This window comes from Histidinibacterium lentulum, from assembly GCF_003789055.1.
Classification (GTDB): domain Bacteria; phylum Pseudomonadota; class Alphaproteobacteria; order Rhodobacterales; family Rhodobacteraceae; genus Oceanicola; species Oceanicola lentulus.
Map to the genome: position 1 here is coordinate 157,479 of NZ_ML119082.1, position 18,550 is coordinate 176,028.

General features: G+C 70.1%; 16 protein-coding genes and 1 other RNA gene. 12 read left to right on the forward strand and 5 right to left on the reverse strand.

The window, feature by feature from the left end; all coding sequences use genetic code 11:
• Window positions 1-51 precede the first annotated feature (51 nt).
• A complete protein-coding gene (dacB, locus tag EAT49_RS03775) occupies window positions 52-1,563 on the forward strand; it encodes a D-alanyl-D-alanine carboxypeptidase/D-alanyl-D-alanine endopeptidase (RefSeq protein ID WP_123640969.1) in 1,512 nt (503 codons plus the stop codon).
• Window positions 1,564-1,780: 217 nt separating this feature from the next.
• Here the strand turns inward: dacB and EAT49_RS03780 are convergent, their stop codons facing one another.
• On the reverse strand, window positions 1,781-2,200 hold the full coding sequence (locus EAT49_RS03780) for a tellurite resistance TerB family protein (protein ID WP_123640970.1): 420 nt from the start codon (window positions 2,198-2,200) through the stop codon (window positions 1,781-1,783).
• Between the two features lie 101 nt (window positions 2,201-2,301).
• Here EAT49_RS03780 and EAT49_RS03785 point away from each other — a divergent pair, with 101 nt between their 5' ends.
• On the forward strand, window positions 2,302-3,885 hold the full coding sequence (locus EAT49_RS03785; RefSeq protein WP_123640971.1) for a lysine--tRNA ligase: 1,584 nt from the start codon (window positions 2,302-2,304) through the stop codon (window positions 3,883-3,885).
• On the opposite strand, the gene EAT49_RS03790 is transcribed toward EAT49_RS03785, so the two are convergent.
• On the reverse strand, window positions 3,876-4,772 hold the full coding sequence (locus EAT49_RS03790; RefSeq protein ID WP_123640972.1) for a CHAD domain-containing protein: 897 nt from the start codon (window positions 4,770-4,772) through the stop codon (window positions 3,876-3,878). The two genes, EAT49_RS03785 and EAT49_RS03790, sit on opposite strands and share 10 nt — an antisense overlap.
• A 105-nt stretch (window positions 4,773-4,877) precedes the next feature.
• Between EAT49_RS03790 and EAT49_RS03795 the strand changes: the two genes are divergently transcribed.
• From EAT49_RS03795 to EAT49_RS21495, 9 genes are all read left to right on the forward strand, one after another.
• Window positions 4,878-5,288 carry a DUF4864 domain-containing protein gene (locus EAT49_RS03795; RefSeq protein ID WP_246003753.1) on the forward strand — a complete coding sequence of 137 codons (411 nt, stop codon included), beginning with the start codon at window positions 4,878-4,880 and terminating at the stop codon, window positions 5,286-5,288.
• A 146-nt stretch (window positions 5,289-5,434) separates the two neighbouring features.
• On the forward strand, window positions 5,435-7,720 hold the full coding sequence (locus EAT49_RS03800; RefSeq protein ID WP_123640973.1) for a glycosyl hydrolase family 28-related protein: 2,286 nt from the start codon (window positions 5,435-5,437) through the stop codon (window positions 7,718-7,720).
• Window positions 7,721-7,856: 136 nt separating this feature from the next.
• Window positions 7,857-8,987 carry a 3,4-dihydroxy-2-butanone-4-phosphate synthase gene (ribB, locus tag EAT49_RS03805; RefSeq protein WP_123640974.1) on the forward strand — a complete coding sequence of 377 codons (1,131 nt, stop codon included), beginning with the start codon at window positions 7,857-7,859 and terminating at the stop codon, window positions 8,985-8,987.
• A complete protein-coding gene (locus EAT49_RS03810) occupies window positions 8,987-9,526 on the forward strand; it encodes a 6,7-dimethyl-8-ribityllumazine synthase (protein WP_123640975.1) in 540 nt (179 codons plus the stop codon). Before ribB ends, EAT49_RS03810 begins: the two co-directional genes overlap by 1 nt.
• Window positions 9,527-9,561: 35 nt before the next feature.
• Window positions 9,562-9,999 (forward strand): transcription antitermination factor NusB, encoded by a 438-nt coding sequence (gene nusB / locus EAT49_RS03815; RefSeq protein ID WP_123641348.1) that lies wholly within the window; start codon window positions 9,562-9,564, stop codon window positions 9,997-9,999.
• Window positions 10,000-10,131: 132 nt separating this feature from the next.
• A complete protein-coding gene (locus EAT49_RS03820) occupies window positions 10,132-10,827 on the forward strand; it encodes a DUF4336 domain-containing protein (RefSeq protein WP_123640976.1) in 696 nt (231 codons plus the stop codon).
• Between the two features lie 132 nt (window positions 10,828-10,959).
• The gene (locus EAT49_RS03825; RefSeq protein ID WP_123640977.1) at window positions 10,960-11,283 is read left to right on the forward strand and encodes a hypothetical protein; all 324 of its coding nucleotides are present in this window, start codon (window positions 10,960-10,962) and stop codon (window positions 11,281-11,283) included.
• Window positions 11,284-11,302: 19 nt separating this feature from the next.
• Window positions 11,303-11,740 (forward strand): HdeD family acid-resistance protein, encoded by a 438-nt coding sequence (locus tag EAT49_RS03830; RefSeq protein ID WP_246003754.1) that lies wholly within the window; start codon window positions 11,303-11,305, stop codon window positions 11,738-11,740.
• Complete coding sequence (locus EAT49_RS21495) at window positions 11,695-11,844, forward strand: hypothetical protein (RefSeq protein ID WP_246003755.1); 150 nt, start codon at window positions 11,695-11,697, stop codon at window positions 11,842-11,844. Before EAT49_RS03830 ends, EAT49_RS21495 begins: the two co-directional genes overlap by 46 nt.
• A 17-nt stretch (window positions 11,845-11,861) precedes the next feature.
• Here EAT49_RS21495 and ssrS read toward each other — a convergent pair.
• A non-coding RNA gene (gene ssrS, locus EAT49_RS03835) (6S RNA) lies at window positions 11,862-12,016 on the reverse strand.
• Window positions 12,017-12,182: 166 nt separating this feature from the next.
• Here ssrS and EAT49_RS03840 point away from each other — a divergent pair.
• Complete coding sequence (locus EAT49_RS03840; RefSeq protein WP_123640978.1) at window positions 12,183-14,363, forward strand: DEAD/DEAH box helicase; 2,181 nt, start codon at window positions 12,183-12,185, stop codon at window positions 14,361-14,363.
• A gap of 102 nt (window positions 14,364-14,465) precedes the next feature.
• Here EAT49_RS03840 and ppsA read toward each other — a convergent pair whose 3' ends face one another.
• Window positions 14,466-16,838: a phosphoenolpyruvate synthase gene (ppsA, locus tag EAT49_RS03845; protein WP_123640979.1), complete on the reverse strand. Its 2,373-nt coding sequence runs from the start codon at window positions 16,836-16,838 to the stop codon at window positions 14,466-14,468.
• Window positions 16,839-17,199: 361 nt separating this feature from the next.
• Window positions 17,200-18,510 carry an ABC1 kinase family protein gene (locus EAT49_RS03850; protein WP_123640980.1) on the reverse strand — a complete coding sequence of 437 codons (1,311 nt, stop codon included), beginning with the start codon at window positions 18,508-18,510 and terminating at the stop codon, window positions 17,200-17,202.
• Window positions 18,511-18,550: the final 40 nt, after the last annotated feature.

An 18,550-nucleotide genomic window follows, 5' to 3' on the forward strand; every position in this document is an offset into this window, starting at 1 on the left:
GGCCGCCGCACCTGTTGCGGCGGCCGCGCCGGCGCGTATAGGGTCCCCGCCATGCGGACGATCTTCACGCGACGGGCGGCACTGGCCCTCCTTGCCGGCTCGGCCGGAACGGCCGCTCTCGCCGAGGCGCCGCTGACCTCTCTGCGGCCGCGCCCGCGTCCCGGTCCCGCCTCCGCCGAGGAGATCGCCCGCCTCGCTCCCCGCGCCCGGCCGAGCCTTGCCGACATCATCTCCTCGGCCAATCTCGGCGGCTCCGTCAGCGTCGCCGTGGCCGACGTGGAAACCGGCGAGATCATCGAGGAACAGGACGCCGCCACCGCGCTCCCCCCCGCCTCCGTCACCAAGGCCCTGACCGCGCTCTACGCGCTCGAGACGGTGGGCCCGCGCCACCGCTTCGCCACGCGGCTCCTCGCCACCGGTCCGGTCGCGGACGGCAGGCTCGACGGGGACCTGATCCTCGCGGGCGGCGGCGATCCCCTGCTGCAGACCGACGAACTGGCCGCGCTTGCCGTGGACCTGCGCGCGGCGGGCGTGACCGAGATCACCGGCCGGTTCCTCGTCTGGGGCGGCGCCCTGCCCTACGAGGACGAGATCGACGACAGCCAGCTCGACCACCTCGGCTACAACCCCGCGGTCTCGGGCCTCAACCTCAACTTCAACCGCGTCCATTTCGAATGGGCGCGGACCGGATCGGACTACCGCGTCACCCTCGACGCCCGCAGCGCCGCGCACAGCCCGGTGGTGAGCGTGGCGCGGATGCGCGTCGAGAACCGCTCCGTGCCGATCTACACCTATGCCGCCGACGGCGAGATCGACGACTGGACCGTGGCCCGGGCCGCCCTCGGCGACGGCGGCGCGCGCTGGCTGCCCGTCCGCCGCCCGGCGCTCTACGCGGGCGACGTGTTCCGCACCCTGGCCCAGGCCCAGGGCGTGACGCTGCCCGCGGCCGGGCGCCTCGAGGAGACGCCCGGCGGCATCGAGCTCGCCCGCCACGACAGCCCGGAGATGGAGCCCATCATCCGCGACATGCTGCGCTATTCGACGAATCTCACCGCCGAGGTCGTGGGGCTTACCGCCACGGGCGCGCTCTCCGGACGGCCCGACGACATTCCCTCCTCGGCCCGCGCCATGAACGACTGGCTCGCCCGCACCCACGGCGTCTCGACCGCCGTCGTGGACCATTCCGGCCTCGGCGACGCCTCGCGCGTCGCCGCCCGCGACATGGTCGCCCTCCTGTCCGCGCCCGGGGTGATGGGCCGCCTGTCGCCGGTCCTGAAGGAGCATGACCTGCGCGACGCCGAGGGCGCGCCGATGACCACCTATCCGGCCAGCGTGCGCGCCAAGACCGGGACCCTGAACTTCGTGAGCGCCCTCGCCGGTTACATCCGCACCGCCCAGGACCGCGACGTGGCCTTTGCCATCTTCTGCGGCAATCTCGAGCGCCGCGAGGTCGCGAAGGCCACCGGAGAGGAGATCCCCGACGGCGCGCGCCCCTATGCCGCCCGGGCGCGCAACCTCCAGCAGGTCCTCCTGCGCCGCTGGGGCCTCGTCCACACCGGCTGACCCGCCCCTCCCCTTGGGCCGTCCGATCCCTCCCCCGGCCGTCCCGCCCCGCGCCGCTCTCCGTGCCACGCCCCTCGTTCTTCTGGCCGGAAATATCCCGGGGGAGTCCGGCGCAGCCGGACGGGGGGCAGCGCCCCCGTCGCGCCGAAGGCGCGCCTCTTTGACCGCGCCGCAGGCGCGCGGATCGCCACGGGCGCAGCCCGTGGCGAAATCCCTCTCAGAGCGTCATGTGGCGCGCCCGCGCGCCCCGCTCGATGGCTGCCGCATGGAGCCGGTCGATATCGAGCTCGTAGCGGATCTCCTCGAGGATGCGGCTCTCAGGCTGCGCCACCACCCCGTCAGCGGCGGCCACGTCGCAGGCCAGCGCATAGGCGGTCTCGTTCAGCCGGTCGGGCAGCGCGCTGCGCACCAGACCGAAGAGCGCGTCGAGACCGTCCTCCTGATCCAGCAGGTCGAAGACCGTCCGCGACACCCTCTGCATGTTGTCGGTGTCGTAATCGGCAAAGACCGGGAGGTTGTTGATGATGTTGGTGATCTGCACCAGCTCCGCGGTCCGGATCGTCTCGTCGGCGCAGGAGACCGTGACCATCAGCGCCACCAGCGCGTCCTGGGGCGAGAGGGTAAGGCTGTCGGTCATCGCGGCGGCTCCTGTGCGGGGTCGGGGCCAACTTATTGACGCCCCCCGCCCCCCGCAATAGGACGCGGGGCCGGACCCCGACCGCCCTCGAAGGACAGAGCATGACCGACCTCACCGACGCCGCCATGGGCTCCAGGGCCTGGCCCTTCGAGGAGGCAAGGCGCCTGCTCGCGCGCTACGAGGCCGATCCCGCGAAGAAGGGCCATGTCCTATTCGAGACCGGCTACGGCCCCTCGGGCCTCCCGCATATCGGCACCTTCGGCGAGGTCCTGCGCACCACCATGATCCGCCGCGCCTTCGAGGTGATCTCGGACGTGCCCACCCGGCTCATCTGCTTTTCCGACGACATGGACGGGATGCGCAAGGTCCCCGACAACGTGCCCGACCGCGACGCCCTGCGCGGTCACCTGCAGAAGCCGCTCACCAGTGTGCCCGACCCCTTCGGCACGCACGAGAGCTTCGGCCACCACAACAACGCCATGCTGCGGCGCTTCCTCGATACCTTCGGCTTCGACTACGAGTTCATCTCCGCCACCGAGTTCTACCGCTCCGGCCAGTTCGACGACGTGCTCCGCCGCGCCGTCGAGCGTTACGACGACCTGATGGCGGTGATGCTCAAGTCCCTCCGCGAGGAGCGCCAGCAGACCTATTCCATCTTCCTGCCCGTCCATCCCGAAACCGGCCGCGTGCTCTACGTCCCGATGAAGGAGGTGAACGCGGCCGACCACACGATCACCTTCGACGACGAGGACGGCCGCGAATGGACACTGCCCGTGACGGGCGGCAACGTGAAGCTCCAGTGGAAGCCGGATTTCGGAGCCCGCTGGGCGGCACTCGGCGTCGATTTCGAGATGTACGGCAAGGACCATTCCACCAACACGCCGATCTACGACCGCATCTGCGAGATCCTGGGCGGACGCGCGCCCGAGCATTTCACCTACGAGCTCTTCCTCGACGACCAGGGTCAGAAGATCTCCAAGTCCAAGGGCAACGGCCTCTCGATCGACGAGTGGCTGACCTATGCCGCGACGGAGTCCTTGAGCTACTACATGTTCCTCAAGCCCAAGACGGCGAAGCGGCTGCATTTCGACGTGATCCCCAAGGCCGTGGACGAATACCACCAGCAGCTCCGCGCCTATCCGGACCAGGACGCGGCGGGCCGGCTCGCCAACCCGGTGTTCCACATCCACGGGCATGACGTGCCCGCCTCCACCATGGTGGTCAGCTTCTCGATGCTCCTGAACCTCGCCTCCGTCGCCGGCGCCGAGGACAAGGAAACGCTCTGGGGCTTCATCCGCCGCTACGCGCCCGAGGCGACGCCCGAGGCGAACCCTGATCTCGACGCCGCGGCGGGCTTCGCCGTGCGCTATTACAACGACTTCGTGAAGCCCGGCAAAACCTTCCGCGCCCCCACGGAGACCGAGCGCGCCGCGCTCGGGGACCTGCGCGCCCGGCTCGCCGCCTGGGACGGCCCGCTCGATGCGGAGGCGCTTCAGTCGGAAGTCTTCGCCGTCGGCAAGGCGCACGGGTTCGAGCCCCTGCGCGACTGGTTCTCCGCCCTTTACGAGGTGCTTCTGGGTGCCACTCAGGGTCCCCGCTTTGGCGGCTTCGTGGCGCTCTACGGCGTGGCCGAGACCGTGGCGCTTATCGACCGCGCCCTGGCCGGCGAGCTCGCTCAGGCCTGATCGCGCAGGGCGTACCAGCGGCCCCAGCGGCGGGCGAGCGCCTTCGGCCTGTCCGCGAGCAGCCGCCCCCCCGCAACCTGCGCCAGCCCGTCGAGCCGCGCCCGCTCCGCCGCGATCACCTCGCGCAGCGCCAGCAGCGTGTCTCCGTGGATATCTGCCGCGGCCACCCGCGGCTCCAGCACGTCGAGGTCATGCCGGTCGCCCAGGATGTCCGACAGCCTGCTGGCCTCCGCGGCATGGCCCGACATGCCCCGGGGCCAGACCGGCGCGAGCAGTCGCGCATGATAGCCATGATATTTCGACCGCTTGCGCCAGTCGTGGAGCGTGTCCGTCTGCGGATCCTCCCGCGCCGACTCCATCGACTTGCGCGCGCGGGCATAGGTCTGCGTCAGCCCGCCTTCGAAAGCGTCCCAGCCCGCGGCTTCCAGGGTCCAGTCCGGGGCCTCCTCGCGCAGCGCCGTCAGCCCCGACGCCACCACGGCAAGCCTGTCGCCCAGGTCGCGGGCCTCTTCCGCCCGGTCCCTCTCCGCCTCGAGCCCCCGCACAAGCGGCGCGATCCGCCGCCCGTCGATCCCCGCCGCGGTCTGCCGGTCGAGAAGCCTGTCCAGTGCCTCGAGCACGGCGGCCCTGTCGCGAACGTCAGAGAGCACCCGCGCCGTGTCGCGCAGCGTCGCGTTGATCCGGCCGTAGTCCCCGAAGGCGCCCCGCACGAGCCGCACGAGCCCGCGCAGCTTCTTCATCCGCTTGCGCACCGAGTGGACGCCCGCCCGGGTCTCGCCCCTCCGAGCCGCCTCCAGATCGGCCAGTCCCTTGTCGAGTTGCTCCGCCGCCACACGCCGCAGAAACGGTCCGGCCTCCGTGTCGCTGGATTCGAGAGCATATCCCATATCACGGCAATATCAGCGCGACGCCCGCGGTTCCATGGGGTCCTCGGGATGACAGACCGGCGCGACAGGCTAGATGAGTGCAATCAAACCAGATCGGAGGGCATCTTGTTCCGCATCCTCGCACTCCTTCTTCTGCTGACCGTCCCCGCGGACCGGGCCATGGCCCAGGACGCGCCCGCCGATGCCATCGCGGCGGTGATCTCGGACCAGCTGGCCAATTTCAACGAGCGCGACGCCAACGCCGCCTTCGAGCACGCCTCCCCCACCATTCAGGGCATCTTCGGCAACGCCGCCAATTTCGGCATGATGGTCCAGCGCGGATATCCGATGGTCTGGACCAACGGGTCCACCCGGTTTCTCGACCTCGAGATGCGCCGCGGCGCCTGGTTCCAGACGGTCCAGATCGAGGATGCTCAGGGCGTGTTCCACCTGCTCGAATACAAGATGATCGAGACGCCGGACGGCTGGCGGATCGACGGCGTCCGCATCCTGCCCAATCCCGACCTCGGCGTCTGATCTCCCCCCGGCCGGCCGCCCGCCGCGCCGGCAACCCCCTCCGCGCGCCGGCCTCAAGGGCCGTTAAGCGTCGGCCGATACCCCTTCGCGCCATTGCGGTCAGAGCCCCGGCGCCGCCCACGGCCAGGGGGCGGAGAGGGGATAGCATGAACAAGGCGATAACCGATGGGGTGGTGTTCGATCCGCCGCCCTTTGCCTCGGGTCTCGACATCTGGTCGTCCGGCGACGGCACGCCCGGCTCGCCCACCTACGCGGGCTCGGGCCCCGGGGTGTTCGTTCCCGCGGACCAGGATTTCGCGGGCTGTCTCGAAATCGTGACCGCCGCGAGCCCCCAGCGGGTGCGCCACATGGGCCAGACGCCGATCTTCCCGGGCTGCTACCTGCGCGTGACCGCCCGGGTAAAGGCCGTGGCGGGTCCCTTCCCCGCCGTGCGCATCGCGGGATATCCCGCGCGCCCCAACGGCAGCCGCCTGCCGAACGTGACCGAAACCGGCCCCTCGACCCAGCTCGACACCTACGGCGAGGTCGTGGAGATCAGCGCCATCGTCGGCACCGGCAACCGCGGCGGCGTCGACATGGTCTGGCCCTTCGCCTCCTACGGGCATTTCGGCCTCGACGTGACCGGACCGAATTCGGCCGTGGTGCGCATCGACGACATTCGCATCGAGGACGTGACCTCCATCTTCCTGCGCGACATCCTCGCCTTCGTCGACGTGCGCGACTACGGCGCGCGCGGCGACGGCATCACCGACGACAGCGCCGCCTTCGAGGCCGCCGACGCCGCCGCGGGCGGGCGGACGGTGAACGTGCCCGCGGGGACCTATTTCCTCGGCGATCACGTCACCATGGACAACCGCGTGACCTTCGAGGGCACGGTGGTCCAGCCCGAGGCCTTCAGCTTCGTCATGCGTGAAAACTTCAACTTCCCGAGCTATCTCGCCGCCTTCAAGGACGAGGAGATCGCATTCCGGAAAGCCTTCCAGGCGCTGCTGGCCCCCTCGGATCACGAGAGCCTCGACCTCGGCGGCCGCCGTATCGCCGTCTTCGGCCCCATCGACATGGCCGCCGCCGCCGGCGTCACCAGCTTCGAGCAGCGCCGCGCGATCCGCAACGGCCAGCTCATCGCCGCCACGACCGGCGACTGGAACGACACCGTGGTGACCGCTCAGGGCAGCTATTCCGCCTCGAACCCCAGGCAGCTCACCAATGTCACGAACGTGGGCGCCATCACGCGCGGGATGCTGGTGACGGGCGCCGGCGTCGGGCGCGAGGTCTACGTCGTCAGCCGCAACCTCGCCAACAGCAGCGTGACCCTGAGCCAGCCGCTCTACGACGCCGAGGGCCGGCAGGGCTTCACCTTCCGCCGCTTCAGGTACCTGCTGGATTTCTCAGGCTTCGCGAAGCTCTCGCTCCTGCATTTCGACAATATCGAATTCCAGCTCCAGGGCGTGGCCTCGGGCGTCATGCTGCCCCAGGACGGCGTGTCCAACCAGTTCCGCGAGTGCTTCTTCACCCGGCCCAAGGACCGGGCGATCACCTCCTTCGGAACGGCCTGCCAGGGACTCCAGGTCGACGGCTGTCAGTTCCTGTCCAATGAAAGCCAGCTCACCGCGCAGAACCGCAAGTCCATCGTCCTCAACAGCAACAACAACGACCTGAAGATCCGCGGCAACCGCGTCGTGCATTTCCGGCATTTCGCCGTGCTGTCGGGCTCCGGCAACCTGATCGTCGGCAATCACTACTTCCACGGCGACGGGACCGCCCAGGGCGTCCGGACCGGCGGGATCGTCTTCACGCAGCCCAACTGCCAGTCGGTCCTCACCGGCAACTACGTCGACAACGCCTTCACGGAATGGACCAACGAACACAGCGTCTCGCCCGCGCTGGGACAGCAATTCTCCTTCGGCGGCCTCACCCTCACGGGAAACACCTTCATCGTGTCGAACCCCGCGCCGTGGTTCTCGTGGATCGTCATCAAGCCCTACGGGCCGGGCCATTTCGTGCATGGCTTCTCGGTGACCGGAAACGTCTTCCGGACGCTCAACGGCTCGATCGACAAGATCGAAAGGGTCGATACCACCTTCGCCGATCTCAACTATTCCCGGATGCGCAACATCCTCTTCCAGGGCAATGCCTTCGCGGGGGTCAACAGGGAGACGTTCAACCCCGCCTCGATCCGCTTCACCCGGGACAGCCCCGCAAAGAACTGGGATCTGAGCGTGGGCGACCTCCTGCCCTTCGAAGGTCGGCCGCGCTTCATCGAATCCGTGATCCCGGAGGGCCGCATCCTCAACGGCGCGGGCAACACGAACTTCGACTTCTTTTATACCAACGCGGATTCGAACCCGGCGCAGAAGGGGTTCCGCATCGTCTGGTCCGAACAGGTGACGGGCGCGGTGCGCGTCGTGGTGCGGACCGACAACCCCACCTGACGGCCCCGGGCGGGAGGGGCGCGCCGCCTCTCCCGTCGCGCCCTCCCTCCCCGCGCGCGCAGAGCCCGGACGAAATCGCACAGGCGCGTCGCGGCCCCTTTCCTCGCCCCCCGCGCTGGTCTATCTGCCCCGCGTCATGACAGAGCATTATGAAACCCCCGGCCCCGTCGAACAGGACTGGTCCGATGCGATCTCGCCGATCGAGGAGATCATCGAGGACGCCCGCAACGGCCGGATGTTCATCCTGGTCGACCACGAGGACCGGGAGAACGAGGGCGACCTCGTCATCCCCGCGCAGATGGCGACGCCCGACGCGATCAACTTCATGGCCAAGGAGGGCCGCGGGCTGATCTGTCTCGCGCTCCCGGGCGAGCGGATCGACGCGCTGGGCCTCAGCCTGATGTCCTCGAACAACTCGAGCCGGCACGAAACCGCCTTCACCATCTCCATCGAAGCCCGCGACGGCGTGACCACCGGCATTTCCGCCGCGGACCGCGCCCGCACCGTGGCCGTGGCCATCGACCCGACCCGCGGTGCCGCCGACATCGCCACGCCGGGCCATGTCTTCCCGCTCCGCGCCCGCGACGGCGGCGTGCTCGTCCGCGCCGGCCATACGGAGGCCGCGGTCGACATCTCCCGCCTCGCCGGCCTCAACCCCTCCGGCGTGATCTGCGAGGTGATGAACGACGACGGCTCCATGGCCCGCCTGCCGGACCTCGTGGCCTTCGCCCAGCGCCACAACATCCGGATCGGCACGATCTCCGACCTGATCGCCTACCGCCGCCGCAACGACAACCTCGTGCGCGTCCAGTCCGAGACCGAGATCGAGAGCGAGTTCGGCGGAACCTGGGCGATGCGGATCTATTCCGACACCACCCATGGCGACGAACATATCGTCCTCACGAAGGGCGACATATCGGGCCCCGAGCCGGTGCTGGTGCGGATGCACTCACTCGACCCGATGCTCGACATCGTGGGCACCGGCCCCCGGGGCCGCGCGGCGGAATTCTCCGAGGCGATGAAGCTCGTGTCGGCCGAGGGCCGCGGCGCCGTGGTCCTGTTGCGCGACACCTCGATGAAGATGACGCTCGCGGGCGACGTCTCGCCACAGACCCTGCGCCAGTACGGCCTCGGCGCTCAGATCCTGTCGTCGCTCGGCCTGTCGAAGATCGTGCTCCTGACGAACTCCCCCCGGCCCAAGGTCGTGGGGCTCGAGGCCTACGGGCTCGAGATCGTCGGCACCCGCAAGATCTCGGACCTCGGCTGATGGCCGGCCCGACCCATCACGAGCTGCCGCTGCCGTCCTTCGAGACCGCGCCGAAACTGCTGATCGTGGTCGCGCCCTATTACCGCGAGATCGCCGACCAGCTCATCGCCGGCGCCCGCGCCACGATCGAGGCGGCGGGGGGCACCCATGACCTCGTCGAGGTTCCCGGCGCGCTCGAGATCCCCACCGCCATCGGTATCGCGGGCCGCATGTCGAACTTCGACGGTTATGTCGCGCTCGGCTGCGTGATCCGGGGGGAGACCAGCCACTACGACACCGTCTGCAACGACAGCTCCCGCGGTCTGACGCTTCTCGGCCTCTCGGGCCACTGCATCGGCAACGGCATCCTGACCGTCGAAACCTACGAACAGGCCGCCGTCCGCGCCGAGGCCGCGGGCCAGAACAAGGGCGGCGGCGCCGCCGCGGCTGCGCTGCACCTCATCGCGCTGGCCCGCAAATGGGGCGGTCCCAGAGAAAGCGTGGGCTTCGGCCGTCCCGTCCGCCTCGCCGGTGACACCGACACGGGGGGCACCGCGTGACCGCGCCCCGTGCCTCCTCCGACAGTCGGCGCCGGATGCGCTCCGCCTCGCGACTCTACGCCGTGCAGGCCCTCTTCCAGATGGAGGCCCAGGGTCAGGGCGCGGCGTCGGTGATCTCGGAATTCGAGACCTGGCGCTTCGGCGCCACCTACGAGGAAGGCGAAATGGCCGAGGGCGACGTGGACATGTTCCGCGCTCTCGTCGAGGGCGCCGTGGACGAGCAGGTGCGGATAGACCAGCTCACCGACCGGGCGCTGGTGGCGAAATGGCCCATCGCCCGCATCGACCCCACCCTTCGCGCCCTCTTCCGCGCGGCAGGCGCCGAACTCGTCGCCGGCAAGACGCCGCCCCGCGTGGTGATCACCGAATATCTCGACATCGCCCAGGCCTTCTTTCCCTCGGGCCGTGAGGGCGCCTTCGTCAACGCCGTCCTCGACCACATGGCCCGCGAGGCCCGCCCCGAGGCCTTCTGAGCCGCACCGACGCGCCGCGCCTCGGTCGTCTGCGGGCAGCCGACCCCCGCCTTCCCCCGGCGCTCCTGCTTGGACAAGGTGCCGGCCGGCGTCTAGCGTGGCGCAGCAGCCTCCGGGGACGGCCCAGATTCCATGATGTCACCCTTCGGTCCGGAGCTCTGGCTCTTCGACGGCCCTGCGGTCACCGGGTCGGCCGGCTTCCGGTTTCCCACGCGCATGGCCGTCATCCGGCTGCCTCGAGAGGCCGGGCTCTGGATCTGGTCGCCGGTCGACCTGACGGCCGAGGTTGTCCGCGCCGTCGACTCCCTCGGCCCCGTGGGTCATCTCGTGGCCCCCAACACCCTGCACCACATGTTTCTTGCGCAATGGGCCGCGCACTATCCGGAGGCCCGCGTCCACGCCGCTCCCGGTCTGACGGAGCAGGTCGCGGCAACCCGGATCGACGCCCGTCTCGACGATGCACCGGACCCGGCATGGGCCGGCGCCATGGATCAGGTCATCCTGCGCGGGAACCGGCTCACGACGGAAGTCGTGTTCTTCCACCGGGCATCCTCCACAGTGCTCGTGACGGACCTCGTGCAGCATATCCCGCGGGGTTGGTACCGCGGCTGGCGCGCGGTCGTCGCCCGGCTCGATCTGATGACCGCAAGCGCGCCCTCGGTGCCCCGCAAGTTCAGGATGGCGATGCGGGACAGACCGGCTGCTCGGGCCGCCGTCGGCCGCATCCTCGACTGGCCGGCCGAGCGCCTCGTCATGGCGCATGGCACACCGGTTCCATCTGACGGGCAGGACGTGCTGCGGCAGGCGTTCCGCTGGCTCATCCGGTGACCCGCCTCGCGGACCGGCGGACACGCCTGCCGTGACACGCCGCCGCGCCGCCCGATCTCTCCTCCGCCATTGCCAACCGCGCCCCGCCGCTCCATCTCTTCCCCAAGGGGACCGCAAGCCATGGAGGTCGCGATGACCACGCCCGCCCACCCGGCCAAGCTCACCACGCTCTACATCCGCAGCTGCGCCATCGGCTTCGCCGCCTCGGCGGTGTTCGTCGGCCTGCTGATCTGGGGCGACGTCGCCCGCCTCGGCCATCTCGTCACGCACAGCGCCGACGGACTGCTCGCCCTCGGCCTCCTGTGGCTTTTCAACGGCATCGTCTTTGCCGGGGTGCAGTTCGGCATCGCGATCATGGCGCTGAAGTCCGAGGACGAGCACGACGGCGGCCAGCGCCAGCCCGAACCCGTCGCCGCCCCCGTCCTGATCCCCGTCCGGACGGACGACCGCCGCTGATCCCCCTCCGGAGGCCCCCATGCCCCGCCCGCCCGACGAGGTCCTCGCCGCCATCCGCGCGCACCGCGGCCGCTTCCGCTGGCTCGGCCTGCTCCTCGCGGTCGCCGGGGTTCTGGCCATCCTCTTCCCGTTCGTCGCCTCCATCGCCGCCAAGGTGATGATCGGGTGGTTCCTGCTGATCGCCGGCGCCGTCACCCTCTGGCACGCCTTCCAGGCCCGCGGCTGGGGCGACGCGCTCCTCTCCGCGCTGATCGGCGTCCTGCAACTGGCCGCCGGCGTCTACCTCGCCTTCTTTCCGCTCACCGGCCTCGTCGGCCTGACGATCCTCCTCGGCGCGCTCTTCGCCGCCCAGGGCGTGATCGAGGGGGCCATGGCGCTCCGCAGCCGTCCCCCCATTCCGGCTGGGGCTGGATGGCCGCCTCGGGCGTCGCCTCCCTCGCGCTGGGGCTTCTGCTGATCCTCGGCCTGCCGGGCATGGCGCTCTGGGCGCTGGGGCTGATGCTGGGGATCAACTTCCTGACCTCGGGGCTGATGTTCCTCGCCCTGTCGCGCAACGCCTGACCGGGCGGGGAAATGTGGCGGGAACCGCGGCATCCGTGGGGGTAAGAATTCCCGAGGACCTGTATATACAGGTGGGCGCCAGATAACCGGACCAGGGCCCGGACAGAGCCAGCTCCCTCGGAGTTGCTTAAGGCCACTGGAATTATCCCGTTCACGAGAAGCGCAGAAGCCCGCCGCATGAACACCTAGGCCGCCCCGCGCCCCTTCTCAAGAGCCCCGCACACGAGGAACGACAACTCCGCCGTATACATCGCCCCCCGAACGCGCTATCGGGGCGCTTTCCCGCCTGCCCCGGGGCAGGCCGCGGGACCGCCCGCAGCTCTCAGAACGGTTTCCAGATGATCCAGACCCTCTCCGATGCGCTTGCCGAGCGCGGCTACGACGCGCTTACCCCCGTGCAGGAGGCCGTCACCGACCCCGCCCTGCGGGACGCGGACCTCCTCGTCTCCGCGCAGACGGGCTCGGGCAAGACGGTGGGCTTCGGCCTCGCCATCGGCCCCACGCTCCTCGGAGAGGAGGCCACCCTCGGACCCGCCGCCGCCCCCCTCGCGCTGATCGTGGCGCCCACGCGGGAACTCGCTTTCCAGGTCATGCGCGAGCTCGCCTGGCTCTATGCCAAGGCCGGCGCGCAGGTCGCGTCCTGCGTGGGCGGCATGGACATGCGCGACGAGCGCCGGGCGCTGGAGCGCGGCGCTCATATCGTCGTCGGCACGCCGGGCCGCCTGCGCGACCACATCCAGCGCGGCTCGCTCGACATGAGCGCGCTCCGCGCCGTGGTCCTCGACGAGGCCGACGAGATGCTCGACCTCGGTTTTCGCGAGGATCTGGAGTTCATGCTTGGAGAGGCCCCGCCCGACCGCCGCACGCTGCTCTTTTCGGCCACCGTCCCGCCGATGATCGCCACGCTCGCCAAGCACTACCAGCGCGACGCCGTGCGCGTGACGACGCTCTCGGACCGCAGCCAGCACGCGGATATCGCCTACCAGGCCCTCCGCGTGGCCCAGCACGACGCCGAGAACGCGATCATGAACGTCCTGCGCTATCACGAGGCGCGGAACGCCATCGTCTTCGCCAACACCCGCGCCGCCGTGAACCGCCTCGCCGCACGCTTTTCCAACCGCGGCTTTTCCGTGGTCAGCCTCTCGGGCGAGCTCAGCCAGACCGAACGCAGCCACGCGCTTCAGGCCATGCGCGACGGCCGCGCCCGGGTCTGCGTCGCCACCGACGTGGCCGCCCGCGGCATCGACCTGCCGAACCTCGAGCTCGTGATCCACGCCGAGCTTCCGACCAATGCCGAGGGCCTGCTGCACCGCTCCGGCCGCACGGGCCGCGCCGGGCGCAAGGGGATCTCCGCTCTCATCGTGACGCCCAAGGCCCTGCGCCGGGCCGAGCGCCTTCTCGCCTCCGCCCATGTCACCGCCGACTGGACCACCGCCCCCGGCGCCGACGAGATCCGCCAGCGGGACGAGGAGAGGCTCCTCGCCGATCCGCTCTGGTCGGAGGAGATCTCCGAGGAACAGGCCACCTTCGCCGCGAAGCTCCTCTCGCTTCACACGCCCGAGACCATCGCCGCCGCCTATCTCAAGCTCTACCAGTCCCGCCATTCCGCGCCCGAGGACCTCGCCCCGCCAGATGCGCCGATGCCGGAAAAGCCCCGCGGCCCCTTCGGCCCCGGAGTGTGGTTCCGCCTCTCGGTCGGCCGCGACGACCGCGCCGAGGCGCGCTGGCTCCTGCCGCTCCTCTGCCGCGCGGGCCGGCTCGACAAGACCGACATCGGCGCGATCCGGGTGCAGCAGTCCGAGACCTTCGTCGAACTGCTCGAGACCAGCGTGCCGGGGTTCCTCAAGGCCCTCGGCCCCGAGGGTCTGCTGGAAAAGGGCGTGACCGCCCGACGCATGGACGCGGCCCCGGATACCGGCCCCGCGCCCGCCCGACCCCGACCCGAGCCGCGCGCACCCCGCCCCGCACCCGAAGCCGCCGCGCCCACCGCCGCCCCCGTGGCCGCGCCGCCCGCCCCCGAGGCAGAGGCAAAGGCGCCCGCCGCCGAGCCCGCGCGCGCCGACACGCCGCGCCGGGACAAAGCGCGCACCGACACGCCCCGGACGGACAAACCCCACCGCGACAAGCCGCGCTCCGACAAACCCCGCTCCGACAAACCGCCCCGCTCCGGCGACAAGCCGAAGAAGCCGTGGTCGAAAGACCGCCCCGCGGCCGACGGAGGCCCGCAATCCCACGCCCCGCGCAGGGGCCCGGGCAAGCCGAAGACGGACGCCAGGCCCCCCTACGCCAGCCCGAAACCCGCAGCACCCCGGGCCGACGCCTCCGACACCTCCAAACGCTTCGTCCCCCCGGGCGCCAAACCGGCGGGCAAGCCCGGCAAACCGAGGCAGGAGGGCGGCAGGTCGCCGGTCGGAAAACCAGGCTACGGCAAGGCCCCGGGCGGAAAACCCCGCAGCGGCAAGCCGGGCGGACCTAAACGCGGAGCGGGCGGCGGCCAGCCCCCGAAGCGCCGCTCCTGAGCGTCGGGGACTGCCGGGGTGAAGCCCGGCCTACGCCGCCTCCACCGCCCGCCCTCTTCCCGCCGTAGGCCGGGGCTTCAGCCCGGCTCAGGCGCCCCCATCCTACCCCTTCTCCGCCGCCGCCACGTTCGCCTTCACCGCCCGGAACGCATCGGGCGTCACGGAAATCGAATCGATCCCGTACTCCACCAGCAACCTTGCGAAATCGGGATCGTTCGACGGCGCCTGCCCGCAGAAGCCGACCTTGGCGCCCACGGCATGCGCGCGCTCGATCACGGACCGGATCATCCACTGCACCGCCGGATCGCGCTCCTTGAAGACATCCGCCAGCGCCTCGTTGTCCCGGTCCACCCCCAGCGTCAGCTGCGTCAGATCGTTCGACCCGATGGAGAACCCGTCGAACCGCTTGGCGAACTCCTCGGCGAGGATCACGTTCGACGGCACCTCGCACATCACATAGACCTCGAGGCCGTTCTCCCCGCGCTTCAGCCCGTTCTCCTCGATCACCGCGAGCACCCTGTCCGCCTCCTCGGGCGAGCGGCAGAACGGGATCATCATGATGAGGTTGTCGAAGCCCCGCGTCTCCCGCACCTGCCGGATCGCCCGGCATTCCAGCGCGAAGCCGTCCTTGTAGCCCTCCGAGTAATAGCGCGACGCCCCGCGCCAGCCGATCATCGGGTTCTCCTCGTGCGGCTCGAACCCCGACCCACCCAGCAGCGCCGCGTATTCGTTCGTCTTGAAATCCGACATCCGCACGATGACCGGGTTCGGATAGTGCACCGCCGCGATCCGCGCCAAACCGTAGGCCAGCGTATCGACGAAGAAATCCGGCTTCTCCGCATAGCCCCGCGTGAGCGCCTCGATCTCCTCGCGCGCGGCCTCGTCCGTCAGCTCGTCGAACCGCGTCAGCGCCAAGGGATGCACCTTGATCGCGTTGTTGATCACGAACTCCATCCGCGCGAGGCCCACGCCGTCGGCGGGCAACTGCCACCAGCGCGAGGCGGCCGTGGGATTGGCCATGTTGAACATGACCTTCGTCTTCGTCTCCGGCATGTCGCCGAGGTCGATATCCTCCACCTCGTACTCGGCGATGCCCTCGTAGACATAGCCCTCCTCGCCCTCGCAGCAGGAGACGGTGACCTCCTGCTCGTCATGGAGTACATGGGTCGCATCCCCGCAGCCCACGATCGCCGGCAGGCCAAGCTCCCGGCTCACGATGGCGGCATGGCTCGTCCGCCCGCCGTGGTCCGTGACGATGGCCGAGGCGCGCTTCATGATCGGCACCCAGTCGGGGTCCGTGGTCCCCGTCACCAGAACCGCGCCGTCCACGAACTTGTCGATCTCCGAGGCATGTTCGATGAGGCAGACCGGCCCCGTCGCCACAGCACCCCCGACCGACAGCCCCGACAGGAGCCGCTTGCCCTTGTCCCTGATCTCGTAGGACTTCACCGCGCCCTTCTCGGCCCGGCTCTGCACCGTCTCGGGCCGCGCCTGCACGATGTAGAGCTTGCCCGTGTCGCCGTCGCGCGCCCATTCCATGTCCATCGGGCAGCCGTAGTGATCCTCGATGGTCACCGCCATCCGCGCGAGATCGCAGATCTCCTCCTCCGACAGCACGAACTTGCCCCGCTCCGCCTTCGAGGTCTTCACGTTCTTCGTGGCCTGCCCGCCCTGGGCGTAGATCATCTTGATCTCCTTCGCCCCCAGCGTCCGCTCCACGATGGGCACGAGGCCGTCCTTCTTCAGGAACGGCTTGTAGACCATGTACTCGTCCGGCGTGACCGCGCCCTGCACGACGTTCTCGCCCAGGCCCCAGGCCGCGTTGATCAGCACCACCTTGTCGAAGCCCGATTCGGTGTCGAGCGAGAACATCACCCCCGAGCCGCCGATATCGGAGCGCACCATCAGCTGCACGCCCACCGACAGCGCCACCTGCATGTGGTCGAAGCCCTTGTTCTCGCGATAGGAAATCGCCCGGTCCGTGAACAGCGAGGCATAGCACCGCTTGCAGGCCGCCAGAAGCGCCCGCTCCCCTTCCACGTTCAGGAAGGTCTCCTGCTGGCCTGCGAAGCTGGCGTCCGGCAGGTCCTCGGCCGTGGCCGAGGAGCGCACCGCGCAGGAGGTGTCCGTCTTGCCCGACCGGCGGTCCATCTCGCGGTAGGCTGCCTTGATGTCCTCCAGCAGGTCCTCGGGCCAATACCCCTCCACGATCATCTGCCGCACCTTCTGACCCGCCTGCTGCAGGGTCATGCGATGTTCGTTCAGGGCGTCCATCGTGTCCTTGATGCGCGACTCGAGGTCATTCGCCGCGATGAAGGCGCGATAGGCGTCGGCGGTCGTGGCAAAGCCCATGGGCACGTCGATGCCCCGCTCCGCCAGCGTCGAGACCATCTCGCCCAGCGACGAGTTCTTGCCCCCCACCAGGGCGACATCGCCGCGCTTGAGATCCTCGAACCAGATGACGTTGCCGGACATGTGTGCCTCCCTTGAACCGAAATCGCGGCCACCATCGCCCCCATGGATCGCGCCTGCTTTGACGCAAGTCATGTTTTCCGCCGCTTTCCGGGTGGAGACTGAAGGTCCGTAGCCAACGGAGACCGACGATGGGACAGTTCCAACGCTTTCCGGCTGTCGCCGGACAGGCCGTCGCCCGGGGGGAGAGTCAGGCCGACCCCCGCAGGCCCATGCGCCCGCCCGAGGGCGAGCGCTCCCCATGGGCCGACCCCGACCCCTCCGACGCAGCAGAGAGACGCCCACCCGACCTCGGCGCGGCTTTCCTCGCCGCGGTCCTCGCCCGGGTCGCCGCCAACCTTTGCGGCCCCGACCGCAAGGGCCCTCAGGCGTAGGGGGCCATCAGCACCGACAGCTCCACCCGCGCGCCCAGCCGCGCGACCAGAAGGTACGTCCCCGCGACCTTGCGCTGCAAAAGAAGCACGTCCACCGGCGGAACGGTGGCGAAATCCCCCGCCAGCCCGATCTCCATGCCTTTGGCGCGCAGCCGCGCCACGAGGTCCGACGCCCCGAAATCGAACGCCCCCGCCTGCCTGAGCGGCGCCGAGGCCATCCGCGCCATCTCCACCATCGTGCCAACGTGATGCGGCGGCGTAGCGGCATCGGTCAGCCCGAGCGGGGCGAAACTCTCCCGGATCGCCCCGCCATCGTCGGCCAGCGCCGCCCGCAGCAGCTCCCGCAGCTGCGCAGCCCGGGCCGGAGCGATCTCCTGAACCGCGCCGAAATCCAGCAGCACGATCCGGCCCGTCCCCGGATCGTAACGGTAGTTGGCGAAATTCGGGTCGGTCTGCATCAGACCCAGCTCGAAGGTCTCCCTGAGCACCAATCGGATCAGCGCCGCCGCCACCCGGTCGCGGACCTCCGCCGCCTCCCGGGCCAGCGCCTCGACGGGCTCCCCCGGCAGGAAATCCATGGCGAGGATGCGCCGCGTCGAGAACTCCTCCGCCACGGCCGGCACGGCGAACTCCGGATCCTCCGCCAGAAGCCCGCCGAAGCGGGCCAGGGCCGCCGCCTCCCGCCGGTAATCCGCCTCCTCGTGCAACTGCACCCGCGCCGCCTCCAGAAGCGGCCCCATGTCGAGCCCCTTCGGCACTGCCCCCGACCAGCGCATGAGCCCGGCGAGGTTGCGGATATCGCTGTCGATGGCCTGGGCCACGCCCGGGTACTGCACCTTGATCGCCAGAACCCGCCCGTCCCTCGTCTCCGCCCGGTGCACCTGCCCGATCGAGGCCGCGGCGATGGGCGTGGTCTCGAAGCTGCGGAACCGGCGCAGGAAATCCCCGCCCCATTCCGCGCTCAGAACCTCCTTCAGCTGGCGCGGCGGCATCGTGTCGGCGGTCTCCCTCAGCCGCCCGAGGATCTCCGCCAGCTCCGGCGCCAGCAGATCCCCCGCCTCCATCGACAGAAGCTGCCCCACCTTCATCGCCGCGCCCCTCATGGTGGCGAGCTCCCGCGCCAGCCGCGCGGCATTGCCGGGCGTCAGCGCCATCCCGGGCAGCCGCGGCCGCTCGCCCCGGGCAAGGCTGCGCGCGCCCTCTGCGGCCATGCCCCCCGCCAGCCCCGCGCCGAGCGAGCCCAGCCGCGCCAGCCTCCCGATCCGCGTGCGCGGCACCGGAACCGATCGCCTGCCTGTCATGATCTCTCCCCCGACCTCGAGCCTGCCAGATAGGCCGCCC

What these genes read in the sequence shown, in the direction of transcription:
- dacB (WP_123640969.1), top strand. Translation starts at nt 52, where the DNA reads ATGCGGACGATCTTCACGCGACGGGCGGCACTGGCCCTCCTTGCCGGC.
- EAT49_RS03780 (WP_123640970.1), bottom strand. Translation starts at nt 2,200, where the DNA reads ATGACCGACAGCCTTACCCTCTCGCCCCAGGACGCGCTGGTGGCGCTG.
- EAT49_RS03785 (WP_123640971.1), top strand. Translation starts at nt 2,302, where the DNA reads ATGACCGACCTCACCGACGCCGCCATGGGCTCCAGGGCCTGGCCCTTC.
- EAT49_RS03790 (WP_123640972.1), bottom strand. Translation starts at nt 4,772, where the DNA reads ATGGGATATGCTCTCGAATCCAGCGACACGGAGGCCGGACCGTTTCTG.
- EAT49_RS03800 (WP_123640973.1), top strand. Translation starts at nt 5,435, where the DNA reads ATGAACAAGGCGATAACCGATGGGGTGGTGTTCGATCCGCCGCCCTTT.
- ribB (WP_123640974.1), top strand. Translation starts at nt 7,857, where the DNA reads ATGACAGAGCATTATGAAACCCCCGGCCCCGTCGAACAGGACTGGTCC.
- EAT49_RS03810 (WP_123640975.1), top strand. Translation starts at nt 8,987, where the DNA reads ATGGCCGGCCCGACCCATCACGAGCTGCCGCTGCCGTCCTTCGAGACC.
- nusB (WP_123641348.1), top strand. Translation starts at nt 9,562, where the DNA reads ATGCGCTCCGCCTCGCGACTCTACGCCGTGCAGGCCCTCTTCCAGATG.
- EAT49_RS03820 (WP_123640976.1), top strand. Translation starts at nt 10,132, where the DNA reads ATGATGTCACCCTTCGGTCCGGAGCTCTGGCTCTTCGACGGCCCTGCG.
- EAT49_RS03825 (WP_123640977.1), top strand. Translation starts at nt 10,960, where the DNA reads ATGACCACGCCCGCCCACCCGGCCAAGCTCACCACGCTCTACATCCGC.
- EAT49_RS03830 (WP_246003754.1), top strand. Translation starts at nt 11,303, where the DNA reads ATGCCCCGCCCGCCCGACGAGGTCCTCGCCGCCATCCGCGCGCACCGC.
- EAT49_RS21495 (WP_246003755.1), top strand. Translation starts at nt 11,695, where the DNA reads ATGGCCGCCTCGGGCGTCGCCTCCCTCGCGCTGGGGCTTCTGCTGATC.
- EAT49_RS03840 (WP_123640978.1), top strand. Translation starts at nt 12,183, where the DNA reads ATGATCCAGACCCTCTCCGATGCGCTTGCCGAGCGCGGCTACGACGCG.
- ppsA (WP_123640979.1), bottom strand. Translation starts at nt 16,838, where the DNA reads ATGTCCGGCAACGTCATCTGGTTCGAGGATCTCAAGCGCGGCGATGTC.
- EAT49_RS03850 (WP_123640980.1), bottom strand. Translation starts at nt 18,510, where the DNA reads ATGACAGGCAGGCGATCGGTTCCGGTGCCGCGCACGCGGATCGGGAGG.